Origin of the sequence: Tessaracoccus sp. OH4464_COT-324 (genome assembly GCF_003932855.1) — a bacterium.
Taxonomy (GTDB): Bacteria; Actinomycetota; Actinomycetes; order Propionibacteriales; family Propionibacteriaceae; genus Arachnia.
In genome coordinates, this window is record NZ_RQYZ01000005.1 from 119,159 (window position 1) to 144,046 (window position 24,888).

A 24,888-nucleotide genomic window follows, 5' to 3' on the forward strand; every position below is an offset into this window, starting at 1 on the left:
GCTGACGGAGAGTGCGGTCACCGTCAGGTGGCCGCACTCTCGTCGCTGATGGAAGGAGTGCGACTCTATGTGGAAGAAGTGGCAAGGTCTCCTGCTCGTGGTGCCGTCGATCCTGCTGGTGCTGGTGTTTGTCTACGGTTTGATCGCGCAGACGTTCGCCACCTCGCTCAAACCTCTTACCCGGAAAACTTTTGCGGGTAATGAGCAGGTGCTGAGCCCCGGCGGGTTCGAGAACTATGTGATGCTGCTCTCCGACGATCGCTATCAGCGTTCCCTGTGGAATCTGCTGGTGCTGACGATCGTTTTCGTGGGCGGCACGATGCTGTTCGGTCTGCTTTGGGCTCTCCTGCTGGAGAAGGGGGTCACGGCGGAGGGCGTTTTCCGCTCCATCTACCTGTTTCCGATGGCCGTGTCGTTCATTGCCTCGGGTTTGGTGTGGAAGTGGCTTCTTTCGCCCGGCGTCGGCGATCATGAGGCCATCGGGCTCAACCGACTGTTCCTGCTGATCGGCCTGCCCGAGTTGCAGTCCAAGTGGTGGTCTGACCCGGGGCCGTTCAACATGGCGGCCATGGCGATGCCTGCTGTTTGGCAGCTGTCGGGCTACGTGATGGCGCTGTTTCTTGCCGGCTTCCGGGGTATTTCGGAGGACCAGCGGGAGGCAGCTCGCGTGGATGGCGCGACGGAGTTCAAAATTTATCGGCACGTGCTCTTCCCGCAGCTTTCACCGATTGCGCTATCAGCCCTGATCATCATCGGACACATGTCGATGAAGACTTTCGACCTCATTTACGCGATCGCCGGGCAGAACAACTACGTCGCGGACGTGCCGGCAACCTTGATGTGGGTGCAGTTGTTCACCGGGCAGAATCCCCCAACGGCTGCGGTGAATGCGACTGTGTTGCTGCTCATCGTGGCGGTTGTGGTGATCCCGTATCTCGTCTACACCAACCGCACGGAGAAGGGAGGCCGCTGATGTCGGCGGAAGCAAGCACGCGGCTGGCCCCCGAAAAGCGCCGCAAGAAGGCGTCAACCGGGGAACTCACCTGGCGCACGTTCAGGATGGCCCTGCTCGTCCTGTTCGCGCTCGCGGTGTTGATGCCCATCTACGTGGTGCTGGTTACCAGCTTCAAGGCGCCCGGTGATTTCCGGGTGGCTGACGCCTGGAACCTGCCGGAGCGGCTGAGCTACGCGGGTTGGGCCGCAGCGTGGGAGGCTCTGGCGCCGGCCTTGGGGCGTTCGGTGATACTGGCACTCGCCGCGGCGATCATCTCGTCCTTCCTGGGCTCCATGAACGGGTTTGTGTTCGCCAAGTGGAAGTTCCCGGGAGCTAACGTCATCTTCACGATGTTTCTTTTCGGGATGTTCATTCCCTACCAGGCGGTGATGATCCCGCTGCAGCAGGTGATGATCCAGATGAACGCGAATGCGCCGTTCATGACCGGTATCCCGACTTTGATTCTAGTGCACGTGATCTACGGCATCCCGATCTGCACGCTCATTTTCCGCAACTATTACGCGACAGCGGTGCCGGGCGACATCATCGAGGCTGCCCGCGTGGACGGTGCGGGAATGTTGCGCACTTATTGGTCAATCGTGCTGCCCATCTCCATACCGGCGTTCGTGGTCACTCTGATTTGGCAGTTTACTTCTGCGTGGAACGACTTCCTGTTTGCGTTGTTCCTCACGGACCGCAACACCGGCCCGGTGACTTTCGCGCTGCAGGAGCTGGCCTCCGCGCAGAACCCAGACTATTCGCGGATGATGGCGGGCGTTCTGGTTGCGTCGCTGCCGACGCTGCTCGTCTACATCTTCCTGGGTCGTTACTTCGTGCGCGGCCTGATGAGCGGCTCGGTCAAGTAAACATCGCAACGCCCTCGGGCAGCAGGCAGTTTGTAACTGTTCTCCGCCCGAGGGTGTTTGCTGTGCCGGGTGGTGTGCCCAGGTAGGGTTTGGGCGTGTCTTGGAAAACGCGCTTGTTGGTTGGGCTAGCGCTGGTCGCGACGGCTGGCTGCTGTGTGCTGGGCGGCTCCGCGTGGGCGGAGGCCCAGTTTCAGCGGCTGTCCGTGCGGGTGCCGGGTTCTGCGGACGATGTGTGGCTGGTCGTGGGCGTGGATGACAGGCGGGCCGCCTCTGCGGAGATCGCGGAGGACGTCGGCGGCGGCGCGCCGGGGGCGCGCGCCGACATCGTATTGCTCGCGCGGCGGGCGGGCGATGAGTTTCAGATACTTTCGCTGGATCGAAGACTCCTGCTCACCCAGGGCGCGACGGCGGGTCGACTGGGCTCTTCCTGGTTGGACGGACCGCAGGCGACGGTGGATCTGCTGTGCGACGGGCTGGGAGTGGGTGTGGATCACGTGGTTCGCACGGATTTCGCTTCGCTGGTCGGGTTGGTTGATGCTCTGGGCGGGGTAGAGGTTGAGCTGGAGACCGCCCTGCGCGACGAGCCTGCGCACCTGGCGATCGAAGCTGGGCGGCAGGAGGTGAACGGCAGGGTGGCTCTGGGCCTGGTCCGCAGCAGACAGGGCGAGGTCCTCGTGGACGGCAGTTGGCGGCCGGAAAAGGAAGGCGCGCTCGGCCGACAGCAGCGGGCGGGGCAGGTGATCCGCGGGATAGCATCGAGGATCGGCGCCGCTGACTGGCCGACGAGATGGCGGGCGTTTCGAGCCACGGCGCCGACGATGGCGCTGGACGAAGGGACTTCGCTGTGGGAGCTGGCGCGCCTCGCGGGCGCCGACCCGGTGGTGACCGCGCTCGATGTCCAGGCCGCACCGGACGACGAACTGTTCGCCCAACTGGGTGAAGGCGCCGCTGAGCAGCTAGCGCCGTTTAGGGCAAGCGGCTGCTCGCGAGAGCGCTGAATCGATCATCTCGGCTGAGCGCTCTCGTGTCGAGGTGCCATGAAGTGGACCTGGAGGGCGGTAGCCTAGCCTGTGGCCCCGGCTGCTGTTGCTGGGGCCCACTCGAATCGGAAGGAAGAGTATGAAGATTTTCCGTACTGCGGTGGCCCTGGTAGCCAGCGTCACGTTGCTCGGCGGCAGCATCCTGCCCGCCGCGGCCGAGGGCGAGAATGGCTCGCTTTCGGTGCCCGGCGGCGCGCTGCCGCAGGCCACGTCGTTCACCGCAAAGGTTGACTGCGGGGTGCCCGCCGACGGCGTTGCTTTCTCCAAGGTCGTTTTCAGTATTGACGACAAGAGGATCGGGGAGAAGAAGCTTGCGCCTGCTGATCGCGCTGTGGACGTTGCAGTGACGCCTTCGTTCGAGCACGTCGGCAAGAAGACGCTCAAGGCGACCTGCGCGAGCTACCACGGCAAGAGCCGCGTCCTGAGCGCAGAAGTTGAGATTGAGCCGCAGCTTCTCCTGCCCGATCGCAGCACCTGGAAGTCGGGCGACAGTGTCCGGCTGCGAGGCCTCGGTTTCCAGGCCGGGGAGAAGGTGCAGATGAGCCTCGTGCGCGTCGCCGATGGCAAGGTCTACCAGACTCTCGATGCGGGTGTTGCTTCGCCGACTGGCGCGTTCGACTTCACCATGGTGATTCGCAGCGATGTCCCGAAGGGTGACTACGAGCTGATCGCGACGGGCGCGTCGTCCGGTGTCAAGCTGAAGATGAAGTTCTACTGGGGGCACTCGGATAAGGCTGGAATGAAGACCACTGACAAGGCGGGCAAGCGAGCCAAGCTGCCAAGCACTGGTGTCTGATGTCCTTCATGACGGGCGGGGCTGTTGGCCCCGCCCGTCATGCTTTCCCGCTCCAGGTGTCCCGCTTTGATTCTCGGGGCCCTGTCGATTAGGCTTAGCCAACGTGCTCGGTTGCTCGGGCACTCTTGTGCGTGCCCTGGCATGACCGTCTGCTCTCAAACGTTGCGGAGAGCGGCCTCGTGCGGAGTTCGCACGGCGGCGTGACGGCCCCGAGGGAAAGAAACGGTGACCTATCTCTGGGGGAAGGGGCGCCGCATGCCAGGGATGAAACATTCCGTACAGTCAACGAAAGAGATGCCGACAGGTGCCAACTATTCAGCAGCTGGTCCGCAAGGGCCGGAAGGATAAAGTAAAGACGAGCGACGCTCCCGCGCTGAAGAACTCGCCGCAGCGTCGTGGAGTGTGTACCCGCGTGTACACCACCACCCCGAAGAAGCCGAACTCCGCCCTGCGTAAGGTCGCGCGTGTGCGCCTGAGCTCCGGCGTTGAGGTCACCGCCTACATCCCCGGCGTGGGGCACAACCTCCAGGAGCACTCGATGGTGCTCGTTCGCGGCGGTCGTGTGAAGGACCTCCCCGGTGTTCGTTACAAGATCATCCGCGGCGCGCTCGACACCCAGGGTGTGAAGAACCGCAAGCAGGCTCGTAGCCGCTACGGCGCGAAGAAGGAGAAGTAATGCCTCGCAAGGGACCCGCTCCGAAGCGTCCAATCGTCGCTGACCCCGTGTACGGCTCCCCGCTGGTCTCCCAGCTGGTGAGCAAGATCCTGCTCGACGGCAAGAAGTCCATCGCGCAGTCAATCGTTTATGAAGCCCTTGAGGGCACCCGCGCCAAGACCGGCAACGATCCGATTGCCACTCTGAAGCGCGCTCTCGACAACGTCAAGCCGTCGGTTGAGGTCAAGTCCCGCCGCGTGGGTGGTGCCACCTACCAGGTGCCGGTCGAGGTTAAGCCGGCCAGGCAGACCACCCTCGCGCTGCGCTGGCTCGTGAGCTTCTCCCGCGCGCGCCGCGAGAAGACCATGACCGAGCGTCTGATGAACGAGATCCTCGACGCCTCCAACGGCCTCGGTGCTTCGGTGAAGCGTCGCGAGGACACCCACAAGATGGCCGAGGCGAACCGCGCCTTCGCGCACTACCGCTGGTGATCGCGTTGCCCCCGTGCTTTGAGCGCGGGGGCGCTTCACCGTTCACACACCAAAGCTTTGACGTAAAGGACCAACAGTGACTGATCTGTCCAAGGTGCGCAACATCGGCATCATGGCTCACATCGACGCAGGTAAGACCACCACTACCGAGCGCATCCTCTTCTACACCGGAAAGAACTACAAGATCGGTGAGACGCACGAGGGCTCGGCCACCATGGACTGGATGGAGCAGGAGCAGGAGCGGGGCATCACCATCACCTCCGCCGCCACCACCTGTTTCTGGAAAGACCACCTGATCAACATCATCGACACCCCGGGCCACGTCGACTTCACCGTCGAGGTGGAGCGGTCGCTGCGCGTCCTCGACGGCGCAGTCGCCGTATTCGACGGCGTTGCGGGCGTGGAACCGCAGTCGATGACGGTGTGGCGTCAGGCCACCAAGTACAACGTGCCGCGCATCTGCTACGTCAACAAGCTTGACCGCACCGGTGCTTCCTTCGATCACGTCGTGAAAACCATTCGTGAGCGCCTCATGACCGATCCGGTCCTGCTTCAGATCCCGATCGGTGCGGAAGCCGACTTCCTCGGCGTCGTCGATCTGGTTCAGATGCGCGCGCTCACCTGGCGCGGCGAGACCAAGATGGGCGAAGACTACGAGGTCGAGGAGATCCCGGCAGAGCTGAAGGAGCTCGCGGAGCAGCGCCACATGGAACTGATCGAGCGCGTCGCGGACGTGGACGACGCCATCATGGAGAAGTTCCTTGAGGGTGAGGAACCCACGGTCGAGGAGATCGAGACCGCGATCCGCAAGGGCGTCGTGGGTAACCACTTCACCGCCGTGGTGTGTGGCACCTCTTTCAAGAACAAGGGCGTGCAGCCGCTGCTCGACGCCGTTGTGAAGTACCTGCCGTCCCCGCTGGACGTGCCGGCCATCGACGGCTTCAAGCCCGGCGACGAGTCCGTTCATCTGGAGCGTCACCCGTCCGACAGCGAGCCGCTTTCGGTGTTGGCGTTTAAGGTTGCTGCTGATCCGCACCTGGGCAAGCTCACCTACGTTCGTGTTTACTCCGGCGTGCTGCACTCCGGCGAGAACGTGCAGAACTCCTCGTCGGGCAAGAAGGAACGCATCGGCAAGATCTACCAGATGCACGCCAACAAGCGTGAGGAGATCGACCAGATCGGCGCGGGCATGATCTGCGCGGTGATGGGTTTGAAGAACACCACCACCGGTGACACTCTCTGTGATCCGTCGAACCCGATCATGCTCGAATCCATGACCTTCCCCGCGCCGGTCATTGAGCAGGCCATCGAGCCCAAGACCAAGTCCGATCAGGAGAAGCTCTCCAACGCGATCCAGCGTCTGGCGGAGGAGGATCCGACGTTCCGCGTCCACACCGACGAAGAGACCGGCCAGACCATTATCGCCGGCATGGGCGAGCTGCACCTCGACGTGTTGATCGATCGCATGAAGCGAGAGTTCAAGGTCGAAGCGAACATCGGCAAGCCGCAGGTGGCGTACCGTGAGACGCTGCGCCGCAAGGTCGAAAAGGTCGAGTACACGCACAAGAAGCAGACCGGTGGCTCCGGCCAGTTCGGTCGCGTGATCATCGATCTGGAGCCGCAGGAAGCAGGCAAGGGCTACGAGTTCGTCAACGCCGTCACCGGTGGCCGCATCCCCAAGGAATATATCCCGGCCGTTGACCAGGGCATCCGTGAGGCCATGCAGTTCGGTGTGCTGGCTGGCTACCCGGTGGAAGACATCAAGGTGACGCTGACCGACGGCGCCTACCACGACGTCGACTCCTCGGAACTGGCGTTCAAGCTGGCTGGTGCGCAGGCCTTCAAGGAGGCGGCGCGCAAGGCCGATCCCGCTATCCTCGAACCGATGATGGCCGTCGAGGTGACTACCCCGGAGGACTACCTGGGTACCGTCATCGGTGACCTGAACTCCCGTCGCGGGCAGGTGCAGGCGATGGACGAACAGCACGGCAACCGCGTCGTGCGTGCGCTCGTGCCCCTTTCCGAGATGTTCGGCTACGTGGGTGACCTGCGCTCGAAGACCTCGGGCCAGGCGTCCTACTCGATGGAGTTCGATTCCTACGCTGAGACTCCGAAGAACATCTCCGACGAGATCATTGCCAAGGCGCGCGGCGTCGAGGCCTGACCGAATCAGAGCAACGCAAGGGCATCCCGGGACACCGGGGTGCCCTTGTCCGCTTGGTGGGGTTACGTGACATGCAGATGAGCGCGAAAGCATCTTGTCCGGCCCAGCCCTCGGACCAGGGTGCTTGGTCGGGTGGTAGCCTGTTCGCATGCGCATGGCCTGATGATTCCGTCCCGCCTGAACAAGGCACCCAACCACCCAGAGGAATTGTCATGCCCATTTACCGCCACTATCTTCCCGACGACGCCGAGTCCTGGCTGCGCTGTCGCGCACTTTCCTTCCTGCACAGCAGCTATTACGACTACGTCTGGACCACCCGCCCCGAGTCCCCGCAGCTGCGCTGGGTCGCCTGCGAGGGCGACCAGATCGTCGGCATCCTGGATGTGGAGATCGCGGGATGCCTGGCCACGATCGATACCGTTGCGACCCATCCGGACCGCCTCGGCAGAGGGATCGCATCCCAGCTGCTGGCCAGGGCCATCGCCGAGCTGCCCAGTGAGGTGACCACGCTGGATGCCTGGACCCGTGACGACGAGCGCGCGCTCGCTTGGTACCGCGCCCGGGGCTTCGCGGAGTCCGACCACTATCTTCATGTGCACAAGGAGTGGGACGACCCGGCAGACGGTTTTTCCACGCCCGAGGGCGCCTGGGCGCTCGTGAATGCCCACTTCCACGCCCCGCTGGAACTCGAAAGCGAGATGCGGGCGAAGTTCAAGAGGGTATACGTGGCCCGTCGTTTCGCGAAGGAGTTGTAGCGCTGGCTCCTGGCCGGTGCCTGGGTAGGCTGCGGGAATGGAATACCGGATCGCCACCTGGGCGGAGCTGACCAAAGACGAGTTCTACGAGATCGCCCGGTTGCGCGCAGAGGTGTTTTACCTGGAACAGCGGGTGACCGAGCAGGACTTCGACGAGGTCGACCGCGCCGAAGGGACCTTTCACCTCTGGCTGGCGGGTCCCGACGGCCTGGTCGCCTACCTGCGGGCCTATCCGCTGGTCGAGCCGGAGCAGGGGGCCACGTTCTCGTTTGGGCGGGTCGCCGTGCGAAGCTCCAGCCGAGGTCAGGGGCTGTCCAGCCGTCTTGTCGATAAGGTGCTTCAACGGTGGGGAGATCAGGCGATGCTGATTCATGCGCAGGAGTACGTCGTCGGCCTCTACGCGGCTCACGGCTTTGAGCCGGTGGGGGAGAGCTATGAGGAGGCGGGTATCTGGCACCGGAAGATGTATCGACCTGGGCAGACGTCGGCGGAATCTGCCAGCTGAGGACCGGGTTCCGACAACCGATGGAAACACGCTAGAGTGTGTGTGACGGCTTGCGGCGGTTTGACTATCTACGTGGGCTGCATAAGAATAAGCGAGTCCCCTGTGTCCAGATCAGGGTGACCCTCAATCCAGCGCGGGGCGAAACCCGGCGACACTCAGAAGGAGCCCAAGTGGCAAAGGCCAAGTTTGAGCGGACGAAGCCGCACGTAAACATCGGCACCATTGGACACGTCGACCACGGCAAGACCACTCTGACCGCGGCGATCTCCAAGGTGCTCCACGACAAGTACCCGGATCTGAACGAGGCTTCCCCGTTCGACCAGATCGACAAGGCTCCTGAGGAGCGTCAGCGCGGTATCACCATCTCGATCGCTCACATCGAGTACCAGACCGAAGCCCGCCACTACGCGCACGTTGACTGCCCCGGTCACGCTGACTACGTGAAGAACATGATCACTGGTGCAGCTCAGATGGACGGCGCGATTCTGGTCGTCGCCGCCACCGACGGCGCGATGGCTCAGACCCACGAGCACATCCTCCTGGCCCGCCAGGTTGGTGTTCCCGCGATTGTCGTCGCCCTCAACAAGTGCGACATGATCCCCGACGAGGATGCCGAACTCATCGACCTCGTCGAGATGGAGCTTCGTGAGATCCTCTCCAACCAGGGCTTCGACGGCGACAACCTGCCGATCGTTCGTGTTGCCGCCTTCCCGGCTCTGAACGGCGACGCCAAGTGGGGCGAGAGCGTCATCGAGCTGATGAACGCGGTTGACGAGTACATCCCGACCCCGGAGCGCGACACTGACAAGCCGTTCCTCATGCCCGTTGAGGATGTCTTCACCATCACCGGTCGTGGCACCGTCATTACCGGTCGCATCGAGCGCGGCATCGTCAAGACCGGCGACACCGTTGACATCGTCGGCATCCGCGACGAGAAGCAGTCCACCACCGTCACTGGTGTTGAGATGTTCCGCAAGATCCTCGATGAGGGTCGCGCCGGCGAGAACGTCGGTCTGCTGCTGCGCGGCACCAAGAAGGAAGACGTTGAGCGTGGCATGGTCGTGATCAAGCCCGGCTCTACCACTCCGCACACCGACTTCGAAGCCTCCGTCTACGTGCTCAACAAGGAAGAGGGCGGCCGCCACAAGCCGTTCTTCTCGAACTACTCCCCGCAGTTCTACTTCCGTACCACGGACGTGACTGGCGTGGTGCAGCTCCCCGAGGGCACCGACATGGTCATGCCTGGCGACAACACCCAGATGACCGTTCACTTGAACAAGCCCATCGCCATGGAGGAGAACCTCAAGTTCGCCATCCGTGAGGGCGGTCGCACCGTCGGTGCTGGCTCCGTCACCAAGATCCTCAAGTGATCTGACTGGTTCGGTAAGTGGTGGCCCGCGCTTCGGCGCGGGCCACCAGTTTTTTCGCTCATTCTTGCTGAGCGGTTTGCCGGTCGCTATGAACAAACTCGTCAGGAGTTCGGTAACGTCCGCAGTGTCGCGTGGTCTGAGGGCGTTGTGAAACCGATTCGCGACTAACTCCATCGACGAAGATGAGGTAAACATGCTATTCAAGAAATGGGCAAGGCGGGCAGCCGCGTTGTTAGCGGTAACAGTGGCGAGTACGTCGCTCCCACTGGCGCAGGCCAGCCCGACTGACGATCTCGACGTGTGGTTCAGCGGCTCGCTCGTTGGCACCAGCCAGTACACCACGCAGGGAGAAGAAGCCATGCGCGGTCGGTTGCACGCCGTCGCTGGCGGGGAGCAGCAAGTTGCCGACGGGGTGAAACTCGCTGGCGGCAACCAAGGACTGCGGTTCTCGCCGACCGGAGTGGGTCTGGGCCCGGGCGAAACCAGCTTCGCGCTGGAGACGCAGTTCACCCCAGAGCGGTTCAGCCAGATGGACACGGTGCTCTCCGTCGCGGGCAACATGTTTGTTCGAGTACAGGATGAGCAACTGCACTACGGCTGGAGTTCCCAGACGAGCTCCGGCTGGAACAACCACGTGGCCTCTGCAGAGCTGCCAGCCACCGGTAAGCCGCATGCGCTGTCCCTCATCTACCGGCGCACGCCTGAGCAGGCCAAGCTGGAGGTATTCCTGGACGGGGAGGCACTGCCCGAGGTCAAGGCGGACGTCGGCTATACGTCGTCGGCTGATGTCGCCAATCAGGTGGGTTTCGGCAACGAGGTTCACCCGGCCGGGCAGTCGCGGGGCATGGCGGGGACGATCCACCGTGTCCGGTTCAATCGGATCGAGGCGGACGCGCGAAAGCCGCTTGAGCTTCAGCCGAGCAGCGGGGCGACCACGCAACTCTACCTGGATTTCTCGGGCAAGCTCACGGACGGCACGTACACACCCGCAGCGACGGAGACCGCAGCCGGAGCGGTGACCGGAGCCGGCCGGTTGGCGGATGGGATGATCGCGCTGGGTGCTGCCGGGGAGGGGATCAGTTTCCTCGGCGACCCCAACTCCCTCGCAGGGGAGGACCTCGACGCTGGTTTCGTCGCGGAGGTCAACTTCACCCCGGAGCCCAACCAGACCAACCTGGGCACGCTACTCTCCGTCGGCGGCAACTTCTTCGTGCGCTACGAGGGAGATCAGTTGGTGTACGGCTACTCGGGCAGGGACAGTCGCTGGCATAACTACAAGGCGGGAACCGGCGCCCCCGAACCCGGCAAGCCCCACGTGCTCTCGGTGGCCTACGAGCCGAGCGGAACGAATGCGAAGGTCGTGGTTTGGTTGGACGGCGTGGCTCTGGACACGCTCACCGGGCAACACCTGAGTAGGCAGGCAGGCAATACGCGCGGCGTCGTTCGTCTTGGCAACGAGGCCAACTCCGGGGCTGGGGATCGCGTATTCAAGGGGAAGCTGGATACGGCACGCTTCGGCCTACTCGATGGGGAGTTCAAACCGAGCGCTTTCGAACTGCAGCAGCTGAAGCCCAGCGAGGAGTGTACAACCGCACCGGAGGTTGAACCCGCCAACTATGTGGCCGTCGAACGAGGTCACTGCCCGGAGACTATCGTCGCCCGCGCCAGTGCGGTGCGCCCCACCGAGGAGCAGGTGTCCTGGCAGGAGTTGGAACTTACCGGCTTCCTGCACTTCGGCATCAACACGTTCTACGATCAAGAGTGGGGACACGGCAACGAGGATCCCCAGCGCTTCCGACCTACTGGGGAGGTAGACGTCGAAGCCTGGGTGCGACAGCTGCGTGATAGCGGCTTCAAGATGGGTATCCTCACGTTGAAGCATCATGACGGGTTCATGCTGTGGCCCACGCGCTACTCCGACTATTCGGTCAAGTCGACCCCGTGGAAGGAAGGCAAGGGCGACATTCTGCGCGAGTTCACCGATGCTGCGCGCAAGTACGGCCTGAAGGTGGGCGTCTACATCTCGCCTGCGGACTCCAACGCCGAGCGCAAAGGCATCTTCGGTAACGGCTCCGCGAAACGGACGCGCACCATCCCGACTCTGGTCCCCGGCGATGACCGTGTGGGGAAGGAACTGCCGCAGTTCACCTACGAGGCAACCGATTACGGGCAGTTCTTCCTGAACACCATGTACGAGGTCTTGACCGAGTATGGCGACATTGATGAGGTTTGGTTTGACGGGGCGGGTGGCAACGCCTCAGGGACCGAAGCCTTCGATTACGAGGCCTATTACGACCTCGTGCACCAGCTGCAGCCGGGCGCCCTGGTTGCGGTTGGTGGCCGGGACGTGCGCTGGATCGGCAACGAAGCCGGCCTGGCTCGCATCGACGAGTGGGGGCCGGTGCCGATCCGTCAGCACTCCCCGACGGGCAAGATCGACCTGGTCGGCGGACGTTTGCCGGGCAAGCACTTCCAAGAGGAACTCTCCTTCTCCGACGACCGGCTGGTCAAGCTGGTCACGTCGGGCGGTGTGGACTCGTTGCACTGGTGGCCGGGCGAGGCGGACATGAAGCTCACCGACGGATGGTTTGCTCACCCGAACGATGTGCCGAAGACTCCGGCGCGGCTGTTGAACCATCACTGGGACCGCACGGTGGGCAGGAACTCTCTCCTGTTGCTCAACGTGCCGCCGACCACCACGGGTTCTTTTGCCCCCAGTTCGGTGTCCGCGATCCAGGGCTTTGAGGAGTTGCGCAGGCGGGCCTACGGCGTGGATCTTGCGCTGGGTAGGGAAGCTTTGGTGATGCGCCCCAGCACCGATCGCAAGGCTAATCGTGTCGAGACCACGCTGACCGACGGAAATACGCGCACTGGGGTGGAGCTTCGTGTGGGTGAGTCCGTGGTTATCGATCTGGGATCGGAGCAGCAAGTGGAGCGGATCAGCGTGAGCGAGGATACGCTTCGCTTCGGTCAGCAGGTGAAGTCCTGGCGGGTGGAAGCCAAAGTGGCTGACACCTGGCAGGAGGTTGGCAGGGCCGGCACCATCGGGGTGAAGAGAATCCTGGTGCTGCGCAACCCTGTGACCACCCAGCACCTCCGCCTGACCGTGGACGAGGCGCGTGCGGATCGTTTCGCGCTGGCGAACTTCACCGCACACCAGATGCTGGCTCAGGCGCCGGACAAGCCTGAGGAGATTTGGATCGACTGTGGGGCCCCGAAGGCAGGGCCGGGAACGCAGGATGCCCCGCTCAACTCGCTTGAGCAGCTGCGCAACCTGGAGTTGGCTTCGGGGGCACGGATCCATCTGGCCTCGGGTACGGTGTGTGCTGCCTCCACCGCCCCGATCTGGGCGTATGGCACTAACGACAAGCCCGGAGTGGTGGACATCGTCGGTGGCGATCAGGCGCCCACGGTCGGCGGCAGGCCAGCAGCCGAGTGGTTTGCGCCGCTCAGCGAGCGCGGTTTCGACATCCGGCTCGACGGCAGCACTCCGCAGCCCGAGCCGGGTGAGTCGCCGAAGCCGGGTGAGTCGCCGAAGCCGGGTGAGTCGCCGAAGCCGGGTGAGTCGCCGAAGCCGGTGAATCGCCGAAGCCGGGTGAATCGCCGAAGCCGGGTGAATCGCCGAAGCCGGGTGAGTCACCGAAGCCGGGTGAATCGCCGAAGCCGGGGCAGCAGCCGACGGGTTTCCCGCCTGGTCCGAAGTCGAGCGCTCCTGGCGTCGTGCACCCCCGCCCCGGACTGCCCAAGACGGGGAGCTGATTCCGGCGACGGGCAGACAGAGCCCGTGATGTGATGTGCCCCCTGGCAGGCCAGAGCTGGCCGGGCCAGGGGGCACATCGGCTCATCCGGGGCTTCTCCAAGGTCCGGCCTTGCTGCGAAAGTCGCGCTGGGTTTCAGGGCACCTGGAGCCACCGACCTGACCCCGTGTCCTCAACCAGTTCTAGCGCGGCGGGGACAGCCGCTGCGGGCCCGGCCCATCGAGCCCGGGGTGGCTCGCGCCAGCGTCTGCAGGACGCGGCTCAGACGAGGTCACCGCTCGGCTCGATCTGCCCCGTCGGGCGCTGGCTGCTTCTCCTCGCTCTCGACGCCCCGCCCTGAGTAGCGGCGATTCAAGGCGTTTGCCTCGGGAGAGCCCGAAAACATGCGTGCCGTCGAACTCAGGGAGTCGCCGCGCCCATCGGTGTGATCTACCCGGGTAGGATCGCCGTCGTCGGCCCGTCGCCCCTCGCGCAATTCGTCTTCGGTAGGGGCCTCCGTAGCGTCACGCAGCACGGAAGCGATGAGCTCCGTCACCTCCGCCGCACCCGAACTCAAACCCCCATCCTTCTCCTTGGAGCCGCGCAAACCTCTGATCGCCTGGAACCAGCTCCGGTGGCCCGCAGCCTCGGCGTCGGCAGTCGAGGTCTCCTCGTCGAGCTCCACCTCGATCTCCTCGGTCGGGTCTGCGGCACGCTCGTCCGCCCAGGCTTGCTTCACCTCGGAGATGAAGGCCTCACGTTCCTGCGTCGGAGGAGCGGGCGTCGGCTCTGGCTCCAGCCGGGTGCGTGGCAACGCGTAGACGGCGTTAAGCTGGATCCAGTTGACCAGCTCCTCCCGCACGAAGCACTGCAGATCCCACAGATCGCCGGCGGCGGATGCCGAAACCACGGCACGGATCTTCACCTGCCCGCCCTGCGCGTCGGTCATCTGCAGGCTGACGTGCCTGCCGTCCCACAGGTCCGAGCGCCGCACAATGCGCTGCAACTGGATGCGCATGGCCTCCATCGGCACCAGCCAATCCAGGTCGAACTCGATGGTCCCCAGAAGCTCGGAGTCGAGCCGGGTCAGGTTCTCGAAAGTGTTGGAGATGAAGAACGTCGAAGGAACGATCCAGCGCCGGCCATCCCAGCTGGCCACCACCACGTAGGTCAGCGTGATCTCCTCGACCGTTCCCCGGTAGCCGTCGACGATCACCAGGTCGCCTACGCGCAACGCATCCGTGAAGGCCACTTGTACTCCGGCGAAGATGTTCGCCAGAGACGACTGCGCAGCCAGGCCAGCGACGATCGACAACAGGCCTGCGGAGGCGAGCAGCGAGGCACCCACCGCCCGGAACTGCTCGAAGGTGAGCAGCGCCCCGGCGATCGCGATGATCCACACCACGGCGATGCCCACGCGTCCAATGACCTGGGCCTGGGTCCGAATGCGCCGGGCGTGCGGCGTCTCCTCGACGTCCTCGCGTTTGGCAACCACAGTGTCCTGGAACGCGTTGACGATCCCCGTGGTCACCAGAGCCCCGGAAAAGATGAGCGCGATGAAGTATCCGTGCAGGAAATGTGGGCGCCAGGCCTGGACGCTGGCGGCCACCTCACCACCGGTGGCGACGATGACACCCAGCCCCGCGCCCAGCGTGGTGAGCACCACACGAACGGGGAGTTTGAGGCGTCGGCTGAACGGTTTCAGATGCTCGTGGCGGCGCATGAGCAGGCGCATCAACACGCCGAGCAGCACTGCCAGCAGCACGCCGACAGCGAGACCGAAGGCCGCAGAGCCGACGATGCTCAGGACGTCCAGCGCCACATCGGCCGGGGTTTCCTCAACAGGCACGACTCACCCCCAAGCGGATCAACTGGGCCGTTTCTGCGCGGCCGCCCACTCGTCGCGCAGGCCCACGGTGCGGTGGAAGTGCATGGGCTTGTCGGGGTCGTGGGAGAAGTACCCGATGCGCTCGAACTGCACCACCTCGCCGGGCGGGGTGTCGCCCAGCGCGGGCTCTGCCTTGCAACCGGTGACGATCTCGCGCGACGACGGGTTCAGGTCGTCGAGCGCCTCGCCGGTGGCAGCCCCCGGCGCCTCGGCGGTGAATAGCCGCTCATAAAGCGCGGCCTCGAAGTCCACCGCGTGCGGGCGGGACACCCAGTGCATGGTCGACTTGACCTTGCGGCCATCGGGGGAATTGCCGCCCTTGGACTCGGGGTCGTAGGTGGCGAGCACCTCGACGACGTTGCCGGCCTCGTCCTTCACCACGTCGGTGGCGGTCACGAAGTAGGCGCCGCGCAGCCGCACCTCCTTGCCCGGAGACAGTCGGAAGTACTTGGGCGGCGGTACCTCCATGAAATCCTCTGTCTCGATGTACAGCTGTCCGGTGAATGGCACGGAGCGTGTCCCGTCGGCCGCGTTCTCCGGGTTGTTGGTCAGCTCGAAATACTCGACGACGGGCTGGCCTGCGTCGTCCACCGGCCAGTTGGTGAGGGTCAGCTTCAGCGGGCGCAACACCGCCATGCGGCGCTGCGCGGTGGCGTTCAGCTCGCGGCGCACAAAACTTTCCAGCTCCTCAATGGCCTTCCGGGAGTTGACCCGGGTGATGCCGACCGCCTTGCAAAACGCCCGGATGGCGGCCGCGGGATAGCCGCGCCGCCTGAGGCCGCGGATGGTGGGCATCCGCGCATCGTCCCACCCGTCCACGACCCCGTCCGTCACGAGCCGCAACAGCCTGCGCTTCGACGTCACCGTGTGGGTGAGCTCCAGGCGAGCGAACTCGATCTGGCGTGGGGCCTCGTCGAGTTCTAGCGCCGCGGTGAACCAGTCGTATAGGGGGCGGTGCGACTCGAACTCCAGCGAGCACAGCGAATGTGTCACGCCCTCGATCGCGTCGGACTGGCCGTGCGCCCAGTCGTAGGTGGGGTAGATGGGCCACTCCCAGCCGGTTTGGTGGTGCTCCACCTTGCGGATCCGGTACATCAGCGGGTCGCGAAGCTGCATGTTCTCGTGGCCCATATCGATCTTGGCGCGCAGCACTCGGCTGCCGTCCGGGAACTCGCCCGCGCGCATCCGTCGGAAGAGATCCAGGTTTTCCTCGACGCTGCGCTGCCGGTAAGGGCTGTCCGTCCCGGGTTCGGTGAAAGAACCGCGGGCCGCAGAGATTGCCTCGGCGCTGGAATCGTCGACGTAGGCCAGCCCCTTGCGGATCAGCTGCTCCGCCCATTCGTACAGCTGCCCGAAATAATCCGACGCGAACCGCACCCCCGCGGGCTCGTAGCCCAGCCACCGGATGTCCTCGATGATCGCTTGGACGAAGTCGTCGTCCTCCGCCTCCGGGTTGGTGTCGTCGAGGCGCAACATGCAGATGCCGCCGAAGTCCTCGGCCACGCTGAAATCGGTGACGATGGCCTTGGCGTGGCCGATGTGCAGGAAACCGTTCGGCTCCGGGGGAAACCGGGTCTGCACGCGCTGGCCGTAGCGTCCGGCGGCGTTGTCGAGCTTGACGGCTTCATACAGATAGTTCGAGGGCAGCTCCATGGGGTAGAGCATATCTGCTGCGGCAGGGAGCGCTAAGCGAGCGCGCCCAGCAGCTTGGTGAGCACCCAGACGGTCAGGAGCAGCGTGCCAAGCAGCACCCCGCCGATGATGGCCGCGGCGGCCAGCCAGTACCGGACACTGGCCTTGCGCACCTGCTCTCGGTCGGCGATGGTGCGCTCCAGCAGGCGGTAGTTCCGGGAGTTGGCCCGCCAGGCGATGTCACCGAAGAAGCCCAGTACGGGGACGGCCCCGATGGCCCAGTCGATCAGGTGGTTCGCGGCCATGCGGGCCAGGACGGGCAGGGGCATGCGAAGCCGCACCGCGTCGGCCATCATCGCCGAACCCAGCAGCAAACCGGCGGAGCTGCCCACCCACGGCACCAGGCTCAATACCGGATCCAGGCCAACCCTGATGTCTGTGCCGGGGATGGTGACGGCGTTTTCCAGGACGTTGGTGAGGCCCCTGCTGAATAGCAAGGGATTGGTGGGTTCGGGAGCGGTCTTGTTCTCTCTCATCGGATCAATGATGCCTGAGGCTTGGCCGATAGGTCGCAGGCGTCGAGAGCGCTAGGCTAGTTGACCATGACCGAGCTCACCCCCGCCCGCACTCGAGTAGCCCCTTCGCCCACCGGCGATCCGCACGTCGGCACCGCCTTCATGGCGCTGTTCGATCTGGCGTGGGCCCGCAAGACGGGCGGCGAGTTCGTGCTGCGGATCGAGGACACCGACCAGGCCCGCCTCGTCGAGGGCAGCGAGCAGCAGATCTACGACTCCCTGGCTTGGCTCGGGCTCAATCCCGACGAGGGCCCGCACGTTGGGGGCGAGCACGGCCCCTACCGGCAGTCGGAGCGGCTGGCCACCTACCGGCCCCACGTCGAGCGGCTCATCGCGCAGGGGCATGCCTACTACTGCTGGTGTTCCGCCGAGCGCCTCAAGGCGATGCGCGACGAGCAGGCCGCCAGCAAGCAGTCGAACACCGGCTACGACCGGCTCTGTTACGGCAAGACCGAGCAGGAGCGCGCCCAGCTGCCCGGCTTCACGCCCACGCCGGTGGTGCGCATGCTGATCCCCGACGATGTCGAGCTGGTCTTCCCGGACATCATCCGCGGCGAGGTCAAGGCGCCCAGACCCGACGACCAGGTGATCCTGAAAACCGACGGCTTCCCCACCTATCACCTGGCCGTGGTGGTGGACGACCACCTGATGGGCATCAATACCGTGGTGCGGGGCGAGGAGTGGATCTCCTCCACACCGAAGCACATCCTGCTGTACCGGTGGCTGGGCTGGGAGGTACCGGCCTTCGCGCACATGCCGCTGCTGCGCAACACCGATAAGTCGAAGATTTCCAAGCGCAAGAACCCGGCCGCCCGGCTGATGTGGTTCAAAGAGCAGGGCTACCTCCCGGAGGCGGTGCGTAACTTCCTGCAGCTGCTGGGTTACGCGGGCGACGGCGAGGAGGTGAGCACCTTCGAGGAGTTCGTGGCCGGCTTCTCCTGGTCGAAGGTGAACACTGTGGGCCCGATCTTCGATCTGAAGAAGCTGGACTGGCTGAACGGGCACTACATCCGCTCGCTGAGCGCCGACGAGCTGGCCGAGCGGATCGTTGACCACGCGCGGGAAAACGGCCAGTGGCATGACGGGCTGGACGTGGACATCCTGCGCCGGGCAGTGCCGATCATCCAGGAGCGGCTCGTGCTGCTGAAGGATGCGCTTCCCCAACTGGACTTCCTGTTCGTTGACGAGGTGGCAGTGGCCGACGACGCCCGGGCGGCGCTCGCCGACAACGCGGGTGAGGTGCTCGACGCCGCGATCGAGGTGCTCGGCGACGTCGACTTCACGGCCGAGGCGATCCAGGCGGAACTGCGGGAGCGGATCGTGGAGGGCCTGGGCATCAAGCCCAAATTCGCCTTCGCACCGCTCCGGGTAGCGGTCTCGGGGCGCAAGGTTTCGCCCCCATTGTTCGAATCGATGGAAATCCTGGGCCGCGATCAAACGATCGCCCGGCTGACGAAGTTGCGCCAGACCCTGTGAGTTGAGGCGCTTCCGGCCCGAAGCCCGCGTCGGCACGCTAGCGTAACTGCCATCTACCAAAGGTGGTGAACAAATGCGCGTCGTCGTTATACCGGACACGTTCAAGGGGTCGCTGCTGGCCACGCATGCGGCCACCATCATCTCCAGCGCGCTGCGCCACGTCGGGTTGAGTGCGCGCCCGGTGCCGATCGCGAGCGGGGGTGAGGGCACCGTCGACTGCATGTTGCTCGCCGCCGGCGGTTTTCTGCGGGAGGACACAGTACTCGGCCCGTATCGCGACGAGGTAACGGCCTACCGCGCGATCCTGCACGACGGGACCGCCGTCGTCGAGCTGGCACAAGCCGCCGGGCTTGCCCTCACCGAGGGCCGGACGGACGTTGAGTTGGCCACCACCTACGGGGTGGGGCAGCAGATCCTGGCGGCGGCCCGCGAGGAGGCTGAGGAGATCATCATCGGCCTGGGCGGCTCGGCAACCAACGACGGCGGGTGTGGGGCTGCGGCCGCATGCGGGATGAGGTTCCTGGATGCCGCAGGAAAGCCGTTCCTGCCGGTGGGGAAAACGTTGAAGAAAATAGCCGCGATCGACCCGGACGGCTTTTACGACGTCGTGGCCGACTGCGAGATCGTCGCGATGTGTGATGTGACCAATCCTCTCATCGGGCCGACGGGCGCTGCGCACGTCTTTGGCCCGCAGAAGGGCGCCGATCCCGCCACCGTCGAACTGCTTGACGAGGGGCTGACCCACCTGGCGGAGCTGATCGATCGGGATCTGGGTTATCAGGTGGCGAGCCTGGAGGGCGCCGGCGCCGCGGGCGGCGTGGGGGCTGGCGTCGTCGCGTTCTTCGGCGGTCGGCTCGAACGCGGTATCGAGGTGGTGCTCGATTTCGTGCGCTTCGACGAGCTGCTCGCCGCGGCGGACGCCGTCGTGACGGGGGAGGGCAGTTTTGACGTGCTGAGCCTTACCGGAAAGGCAGTGGAGGGGATCGCTCGTCGGGCGCGGCACTACGGGGTGCCCGTGCACGTGCTGGCCGGCCGGGTTGACGAACACATCCTGGCGGAGGCCAAGGAGATGGGGATCGCCTCCGCCACGGCGATCACGCCCGACGACATGTCCACGGGGGAGGCGGTGGCGCGCTCGGCGGAGATGCTGGATCTTGCCGCCCGCAAGCTGGCCCGCAGGTTGCTCGGTCAGTAGCCCTCCAGCTCCGGCGTCTCCGTCACCGGCGGCAGATAGTAAAGCGCCAGGGAACGCAGCAGCGAGTTCAGTTGGGCCTTGGCCGCCGCCTGTTCGCCGGGTGTCGCCCCGGAACGGGCCAGCCTGGCGGCTTTCGCGGCCCGGCGCGCGGTGTCGCGCTTTTCCTCCGGGAGATGGCGCAGCCCCACCCGTTCCGCGTGCGCCTGAGCAATCGAGAACGCCATCTCCACCTGGGCGGCCGCGCTTTCCAACTGGTTGATGGGGGCGTCGTGTAGCTCGGCGAAGGCCACCAGTGCGGCCTCGAACTGGGCTGTTGTGGGGCATGAGGCGTCGAACAGCGCGGGGTAGTCGATGCGGTAGATGATGTCCGCGGCCAGATCCTGGTGGCTGGTGCGAATCCGGTCCACTCGCTCGATGCTGGCGAGGCGCCGCTCGTCGCGGGTGCGGGCGTCGAAGCTGGCGCCCGCCAGCCGGGACTGCGCGTATTCGACGACGTTGCGTTCGCTTAGGCGCAGTTTTCCGGCGGAGGCGATCGTGATGTTGGGCTGGCCCAGCTTCTGCCGCCACCACGGGGTGACGCGCCAGCCGGGTGCCCGAACCACCTGATAGTCCTCATCGGTCAGCAGGGCTCGGCAGAAGTCGTCGAGGGTCGCTTTCTCGGGCACTTGCTGCATCTGGAAGCTGCAGGAGAAGGTCAGGACGGAGTAGAGCACGGGAACGTTTCCCCACATAATCGGATCCTCGCGGATGGTGCACAGCGCCGAGCGGCTGGTTCCCCAGCACAGGAAGCTGAGCGGGCCCAGCTTCCCCATCAGCGCGTCGCGGGGCAGGGGCTGCCAATGGGCGAAACTCATGACAGCCTCCCGGGTAGTTCTTTTGGTCGGCTTCCCCCGGCCAGCGAGCGCGTCTCCTTGACGCTTGGCAGGTAGTAAAGCATGAGGGAATCCAGGATTGCGGCCGCCTTGTCCAGCGCAGCAGCGCGTTCCCCGGACCTGGTGGAGCGGCTGGTGGCCACCCGCAGCAGCTTGGCCGCCCGCCCGGCGGGTTCCCGCGCGGGGGCGGGCAGGTGGGCCAGGCCGACGGTCTCAGCGTGTTTGCGGGCGGCGTCGAACAGCACCCGGATTCGGGCGGCGAGCGTCGAAAGCTCCGATCCGCTGAGTTCGCTGCGGTTGTCCCACTGGATGAGGGCCTCCGTGAAGGCGCGGGTGGGTACGGCGGCCGCGTCGAACAGGGCCGGGCATTCGACGCGGTAGACGATGTCGGCAAGCAGCTCGCCGTAGCGGGCCTTGACGGCGTCGACGGCCTGCTCGGCTCGCCGCCCCAGGGGGCGATCGTCGAGCAGGGCGGTGAAGGGGTAGCTCCCCTGCTCGGTGACCAGGCTGTGGCGGTTGCCGGGCAGGCGCAGCCCGTTGTAGAGGGGCAGGGCAACGCCTGCGATCAGCGAAGCGAAGCCGGCGAAGGGGCCCCAGGGGTCGAAGGCCTCGATGGTGAAGAACAGGGTTGCGAGGAAAACGCCGAGCAAGAAAATCGCCGCCTGGGAACCGAACAGCGTCACGCTGAAGTCGGTTTCCACCTTGCCGTCCGGCATTCGGAAGGCCGCCTCCGCATGCGCGGTGTGCGCCGTCACCGCCAGCTCTGCCAGGTCGGCTCCCGCCGCCCACGTCGTGCTGCCCGGATCGGGCGACTTGGACAGCCACCACTTTACTGTGTTGCCGTCACCGAAATGCAGCAGCACGAGAGCGGCATCCTCGTAACGCACCAGCACGTTGCCGGACAGGTCGGCGCATGGCGTGTCGAACGGTACGGGTTCGGGGTCGAGCGGCGGTAACGTGGTCATGGTTTCTGGATACGGAGGTTCTGGTGCGGCGATTCTGCCTTGGTTGGCTTGCGGTGCTTGCGCTGCTCGGCTGCACCACGGACGGTGCAGAGTCTACCCTCGACGAGGCGCAGCCGCTCCCGGGCGGAAGGGCCTCCGCCGGCACCGGGGCCGTCGAGGCTGCGGAGCTGGGGGAGCTCGTCACCCGCCCGGTGCTGTCCTTCGCTCCCAAGGCGGCGGCGACGAACCACCTGCCGGACGCGCTGGAGGTGCAGCTCCCGCTGGGGGAGCGCACCTCCCGGATCGCCTTCCCGGACGCCCGCTTGGTCGACGACGGCGGCGTCCTGCGCCTGGTTGACGACGATGGGCAGCCCGTCGCGTTCGTTTTACACGAGGTGCGGGGCCGACGGGCGGAGGTCATCGTCGAGGACAAGGCGCTGGTGGTGGTTGACCCGGCCCCCGGCGCGCGGTTGACGTTGTGGGCGGGCACGTCTCTGGTTGACGAGGTGCGGGTGAGCGCCGAGCGGGGTGAGCCGCGCTATCTGGTGCGCCCGAGCAGCTTCGGCCGGCAGGCGGCCCGGCAGGGCGCGGGCGCTCTGTGGCGGCGAGAGGGGTGGCGTCAGGCGGTGGAACTGGCCCCCGGGCTGGCGGAAACGGAGTCGCTGCGGCAGCAGTTCGACTGCCACGTGTTGGGCGCGGCGGAGAAGGAATCGTGGAATCTGGAGGCTTTCCGGCCCGCGAAGGCGGATTGGCTTGTCGATGCGCTCCGGCACCGCTGCAACTGGTCTTAGGACCGTCGGATCTCGCTATCCCCGGAACCCGTCCTCGGCTGCGGCCAGGCTCCCGGCGGATTGAGGGCGAGATGTGCCGTGCCGGAATGCCTGCGGAAGCGCGGCACCGGACGCGCCCGGCCCGTCGTCCGCGAGCACGCGGCAGGCGTCGTCTGTTGGCTGAGGGGGGGGTGCGCGGACGAGGCATTAAACTGCTGTTGGCCGCACGAGAAAGGAACCGAATGTCCAACTGGTCGATACCACCCAATTCACCCCTCGGGCCACAGCAGGGTTTCGCGAGTCCGCAGTCGGCATCGCCCGCCCAGCCCGCGCCTGCAAACCCGTCCGGCGGGGGTGCTTGGCAAGCAGGACAATGGCCCGCTCCGCCGACAGGCCTGCAGGGGATGACGTGGCCCGGGGAGGGTACTCGGCCCGCGCCTTGGGCACAGCCGCCCGCCGTGTCGATGGGGCAGGGCTTCCAGGCTGCGGCGCCGACGATGGTGCAGCCAACCAGGAGAACGTCTGCGGGTCTGCTCGTCGGTGTGCTCGCTGGGGGAGCCGCCTTTGTCGTCCTATCTGTTATTTTGCTCGGTTGGCTGCTGAGGCCTGACATGTATGTCGGTGAGACAGCTCCGCAATTAACCGGTTCCTTTGGTGAGTGGGATATCGTTCCGCAGCGAGAAGGCGGGGTTTACCTAGGCCAGGAATATCGCAGGGGAGACGACCGTGTGTCGCTGACGCGCTCCAGCGCGCCTTCGAATCAAGAGGAGGCCAAGGACGTATACAAGGAATGGATTGCTAGGCAGCGCAAGGAACCTGGCTTCAGCTCGCCGGCGCCGGGAGTCTACTGTTCCGGTCCCGATGAGGACTCTGGACGAAGCGAAGAGAACCCAAAGAGGTTCTTTTGTTCACTGTTTTACCGGGATCATTCCTCGATCAATATTATAGGCGATACTAAGAAGGCTGTGCTTGACGCGGCCGAGGCTCTTCGGTGAGGCCCCCGAATCGGTTGGCCCCTCTGCCGGGGTCGCTTGTGTGCGCCTGCCCCTGAGCGAGCCGGGGAGCTACTCTGCGTTTCGCCGCGTCTGTTTTAGGAGACCATGATGTCCAACCCATACCTGCCCTGGAACCAGCCGAGCGGTGATCCGCCGAAGCCCTGGGGACAACCAGCTCAACAGTGGGGGCAACCCCAGCCGCCATTTACGCCTGCCTCGGGCCAGCCGCAGGGAACGCCGGGGCAACAGTGGGGGCACCCCGGTGCGCACCCCGCCCAGTGGGGGCAGCAGACTCCTGTCCAGCAGTTCCCCGGGGCCCCGCAGTGGAGCCCGCAGCCACCGAGAAAGTCTCGGGTCGGGCTGTGGGCCGGAATAATCGGTGGCTCCCTGGCGCTCGGGGCAGCGGCCATCGTGGCGGTAGTCGTGCTGATGCGGCCGAGTGTCCACGCAGGCTCCTCGGCGCCCCCGCTGCCTGAAAAGGTCGGGAGCTGGCAGGCTCGTCTGGAGGAGCACAAGGATGGAACTCATTTCATGGAGTACGAAAAAGGCGGCAAGGTCATCAATGCTTTTTCGAACAAGCCGAGGGGGATCCGGCCGGACCCCTCAAAGGATCGGGAGATCCTGCTCAACGACTTGGAAAAGCTGAATCTGAAGCCTGTTCAGAAGGGCGACGGACTCTATTGCGCCGACTACAGGGATTTCAGCCAAGGTGGAGTTGGCCTGGAGCTCGATATTTTGAGCTATGGATGCACCCTGCTGTACCGGGACAATTCAATGGTCACTGTGATGGGCTCCAACGAGGAAGACGTGCTCGGTTTCGTGAAAGAGTTCAGCTGATGCGAGACCGTGCCGCAGCCGGGGCGAGCCGACGGGCGCCAGGGTCGGTGAAAAATGTGTCTCTTGTCGCGGTCTCATGGCTGGCGGCAGAGCGTGATGGACAGCTCTTCCCCAGCGCTTGCGCCTCACCGTGCTAGAGCGATCCTTCCCTGGGAAACCACGTGAGTTACGGCCCTCTTGTCTGCTCCGCTGGGAGACGAGTTGTGAATCTTGCCCACCAACGACGCGCATCGCTGAAGTGGGGTCTGTCCGAAATTCGGTGTGTGGGGTCCGGCGGTTTTCATCAGTGAGTGGTTCTCTCGAACCGTCCGGCGAAGGTGATCGCGAACGC

Annotated in this window: 20 protein-coding genes; 15 read left to right on the forward strand and 5 right to left on the reverse strand. The window is 65.0% G+C overall.

The features are described from left to right. The first annotated feature begins 67 nt into the window (after positions 1–67). The 11 genes from EII42_RS04875 (at position 68) to EII42_RS04925 (ending at position 13,429) form a co-directional block, all read left to right on the forward strand. Positions 68–973 carry a carbohydrate ABC transporter permease gene (locus EII42_RS04875; RefSeq protein WP_125170985.1) on the forward strand — a complete coding sequence of 302 codons (906 nt, stop codon included), beginning with the start codon at positions 68–70 and terminating at the stop codon, positions 971–973. Next, entirely contained in the window at positions 973–1,860 is an 888-nt protein-coding gene (locus tag EII42_RS04880; protein ID WP_125170986.1) for a carbohydrate ABC transporter permease, read from the forward strand. The genes EII42_RS04875 and EII42_RS04880 overlap by 1 nt, the downstream gene beginning before the upstream one ends. 95 nt (positions 1,861–1,955) lie before the next feature. Then, positions 1,956–2,858 (forward strand): LCP family protein, encoded by a 903-nt coding sequence (locus tag EII42_RS04885; RefSeq protein WP_158676408.1) that lies wholly within the window; start codon positions 1,956–1,958, stop codon positions 2,856–2,858. Between the two features lie 121 nt (positions 2,859–2,979). After that, positions 2,980–3,696, forward strand: coding sequence for a hypothetical protein (locus EII42_RS04890; RefSeq protein WP_125170988.1), 717 nt, complete (start codon positions 2,980–2,982; stop codon positions 3,694–3,696). A gap of 304 nt (positions 3,697–4,000) precedes the next feature. Beyond that, on the forward strand, positions 4,001–4,372 hold the full coding sequence (gene rpsL, locus EII42_RS04895) for a 30S ribosomal protein S12 (protein ID WP_028705058.1): 372 nt from the start codon (positions 4,001–4,003) through the stop codon (positions 4,370–4,372). Further along, the gene (gene rpsG, locus EII42_RS04900) at positions 4,372–4,842 is read left to right on the forward strand and encodes a 30S ribosomal protein S7 (protein ID WP_125170989.1); all 471 of its coding nucleotides are present in this window, start codon (positions 4,372–4,374) and stop codon (positions 4,840–4,842) included. Before rpsL ends, rpsG begins: the two co-directional genes overlap by 1 nt. 112 nt (positions 4,843–4,954) lie before the next feature. Beyond that, complete coding sequence (gene fusA / locus EII42_RS04905; protein WP_125171017.1) at positions 4,955–7,006, forward strand: elongation factor G; 2,052 nt, start codon at positions 4,955–4,957, stop codon at positions 7,004–7,006. Positions 7,007–7,218: 212 nt separating this feature from the next. Next, a complete protein-coding gene (locus EII42_RS04910; protein WP_125170990.1) occupies positions 7,219–7,761 on the forward strand; it encodes a GNAT family N-acetyltransferase in 543 nt (180 codons plus the stop codon). Between the two features lie 37 nt (positions 7,762–7,798). Next, positions 7,799–8,266: a GNAT family N-acetyltransferase gene (locus tag EII42_RS04915; protein WP_125170991.1), complete on the forward strand. Its 468-nt coding sequence runs from the start codon at positions 7,799–7,801 to the stop codon at positions 8,264–8,266. A 170-nt stretch (positions 8,267–8,436) separates the two neighbouring features. Further along, positions 8,437–9,636 (forward strand): elongation factor Tu, encoded by a 1,200-nt coding sequence (gene tuf, locus EII42_RS04920; RefSeq protein WP_125170992.1) that lies wholly within the window; start codon positions 8,437–8,439, stop codon positions 9,634–9,636. 193 nt (positions 9,637–9,829) lie between these two features. Further along, positions 9,830–13,429: an alpha-L-fucosidase gene (locus tag EII42_RS04925; RefSeq protein ID WP_125170993.1), complete on the forward strand. Its 3,600-nt coding sequence runs from the start codon at positions 9,830–9,832 to the stop codon at positions 13,427–13,429. Positions 13,430–13,665: 236 nt separating this feature from the next. Here the strand turns inward: EII42_RS04925 and EII42_RS04930 are convergent, their stop codons facing one another. From EII42_RS04930 to EII42_RS04940, 3 genes are read right to left on the reverse strand one after another with little or no spacing between them, the layout of a single operon-like run. After that, positions 13,666–15,222 (reverse strand): mechanosensitive ion channel family protein, encoded by a 1,557-nt coding sequence (locus EII42_RS04930; RefSeq protein WP_125170994.1) that lies wholly within the window; start codon positions 15,220–15,222, stop codon positions 13,666–13,668. Positions 15,223–15,240: 18 nt separating this feature from the next. Further along, on the reverse strand, positions 15,241–16,914 hold the full coding sequence (locus EII42_RS04935; RefSeq protein WP_370318096.1) for a glutamine--tRNA ligase/YqeY domain fusion protein: 1,674 nt from the start codon (positions 16,912–16,914) through the stop codon (positions 15,241–15,243). Positions 16,915–16,946: 32 nt separating this feature from the next. Further along, complete coding sequence (locus EII42_RS04940) at positions 16,947–17,429, reverse strand: DUF4112 domain-containing protein (protein WP_125170996.1); 483 nt, start codon at positions 17,427–17,429, stop codon at positions 16,947–16,949. A gap of 66 nt (positions 17,430–17,495) precedes the next feature. Between EII42_RS04940 and gltX the strand changes: the two genes are divergently transcribed. Beyond that, positions 17,496–18,944, forward strand: coding sequence for a glutamate--tRNA ligase (gltX, locus tag EII42_RS04945; protein ID WP_125170997.1), 1,449 nt, complete (start codon positions 17,496–17,498; stop codon positions 18,942–18,944). A 73-nt stretch (positions 18,945–19,017) separates the two neighbouring features. Further along, positions 19,018–20,139, forward strand: a complete 1,122-nt coding sequence (locus tag EII42_RS04950; RefSeq protein WP_125170998.1) for a glycerate kinase — start codon at positions 19,018–19,020, stop codon at positions 20,137–20,139. Here EII42_RS04950 and EII42_RS04955 read toward each other — a convergent pair. Then, positions 20,133–20,993, reverse strand: a complete 861-nt coding sequence (locus tag EII42_RS04955) for a hypothetical protein (protein ID WP_125170999.1) — start codon at positions 20,991–20,993, stop codon at positions 20,133–20,135. The two genes, EII42_RS04950 and EII42_RS04955, sit on opposite strands and share 7 nt — an antisense overlap. Beyond that, a complete protein-coding gene (locus EII42_RS04960; protein WP_125171000.1) occupies positions 20,990–21,976 on the reverse strand; it encodes a hypothetical protein in 987 nt (328 codons plus the stop codon). Before EII42_RS04960 ends, EII42_RS04955 begins: the two co-directional genes overlap by 4 nt. 23 nt (positions 21,977–21,999) lie before the next feature. Between EII42_RS04960 and EII42_RS04965 the strand changes: the two genes are divergently transcribed. Both EII42_RS04965 and EII42_RS04970 read left to right on the forward strand, forming a co-directional pair. Further along, positions 22,000–22,746, forward strand: a complete 747-nt coding sequence (locus EII42_RS04965) for a DUF2599 domain-containing protein (RefSeq protein WP_125171001.1) — start codon at positions 22,000–22,002, stop codon at positions 22,744–22,746. 1,505 nt (positions 22,747–24,251) lie between these two features. Then, a complete protein-coding gene (locus EII42_RS04970; protein ID WP_125171002.1) occupies positions 24,252–24,557 on the forward strand; it encodes a hypothetical protein in 306 nt (101 codons plus the stop codon). Positions 24,558–24,888 lie beyond the last annotated feature (331 nt).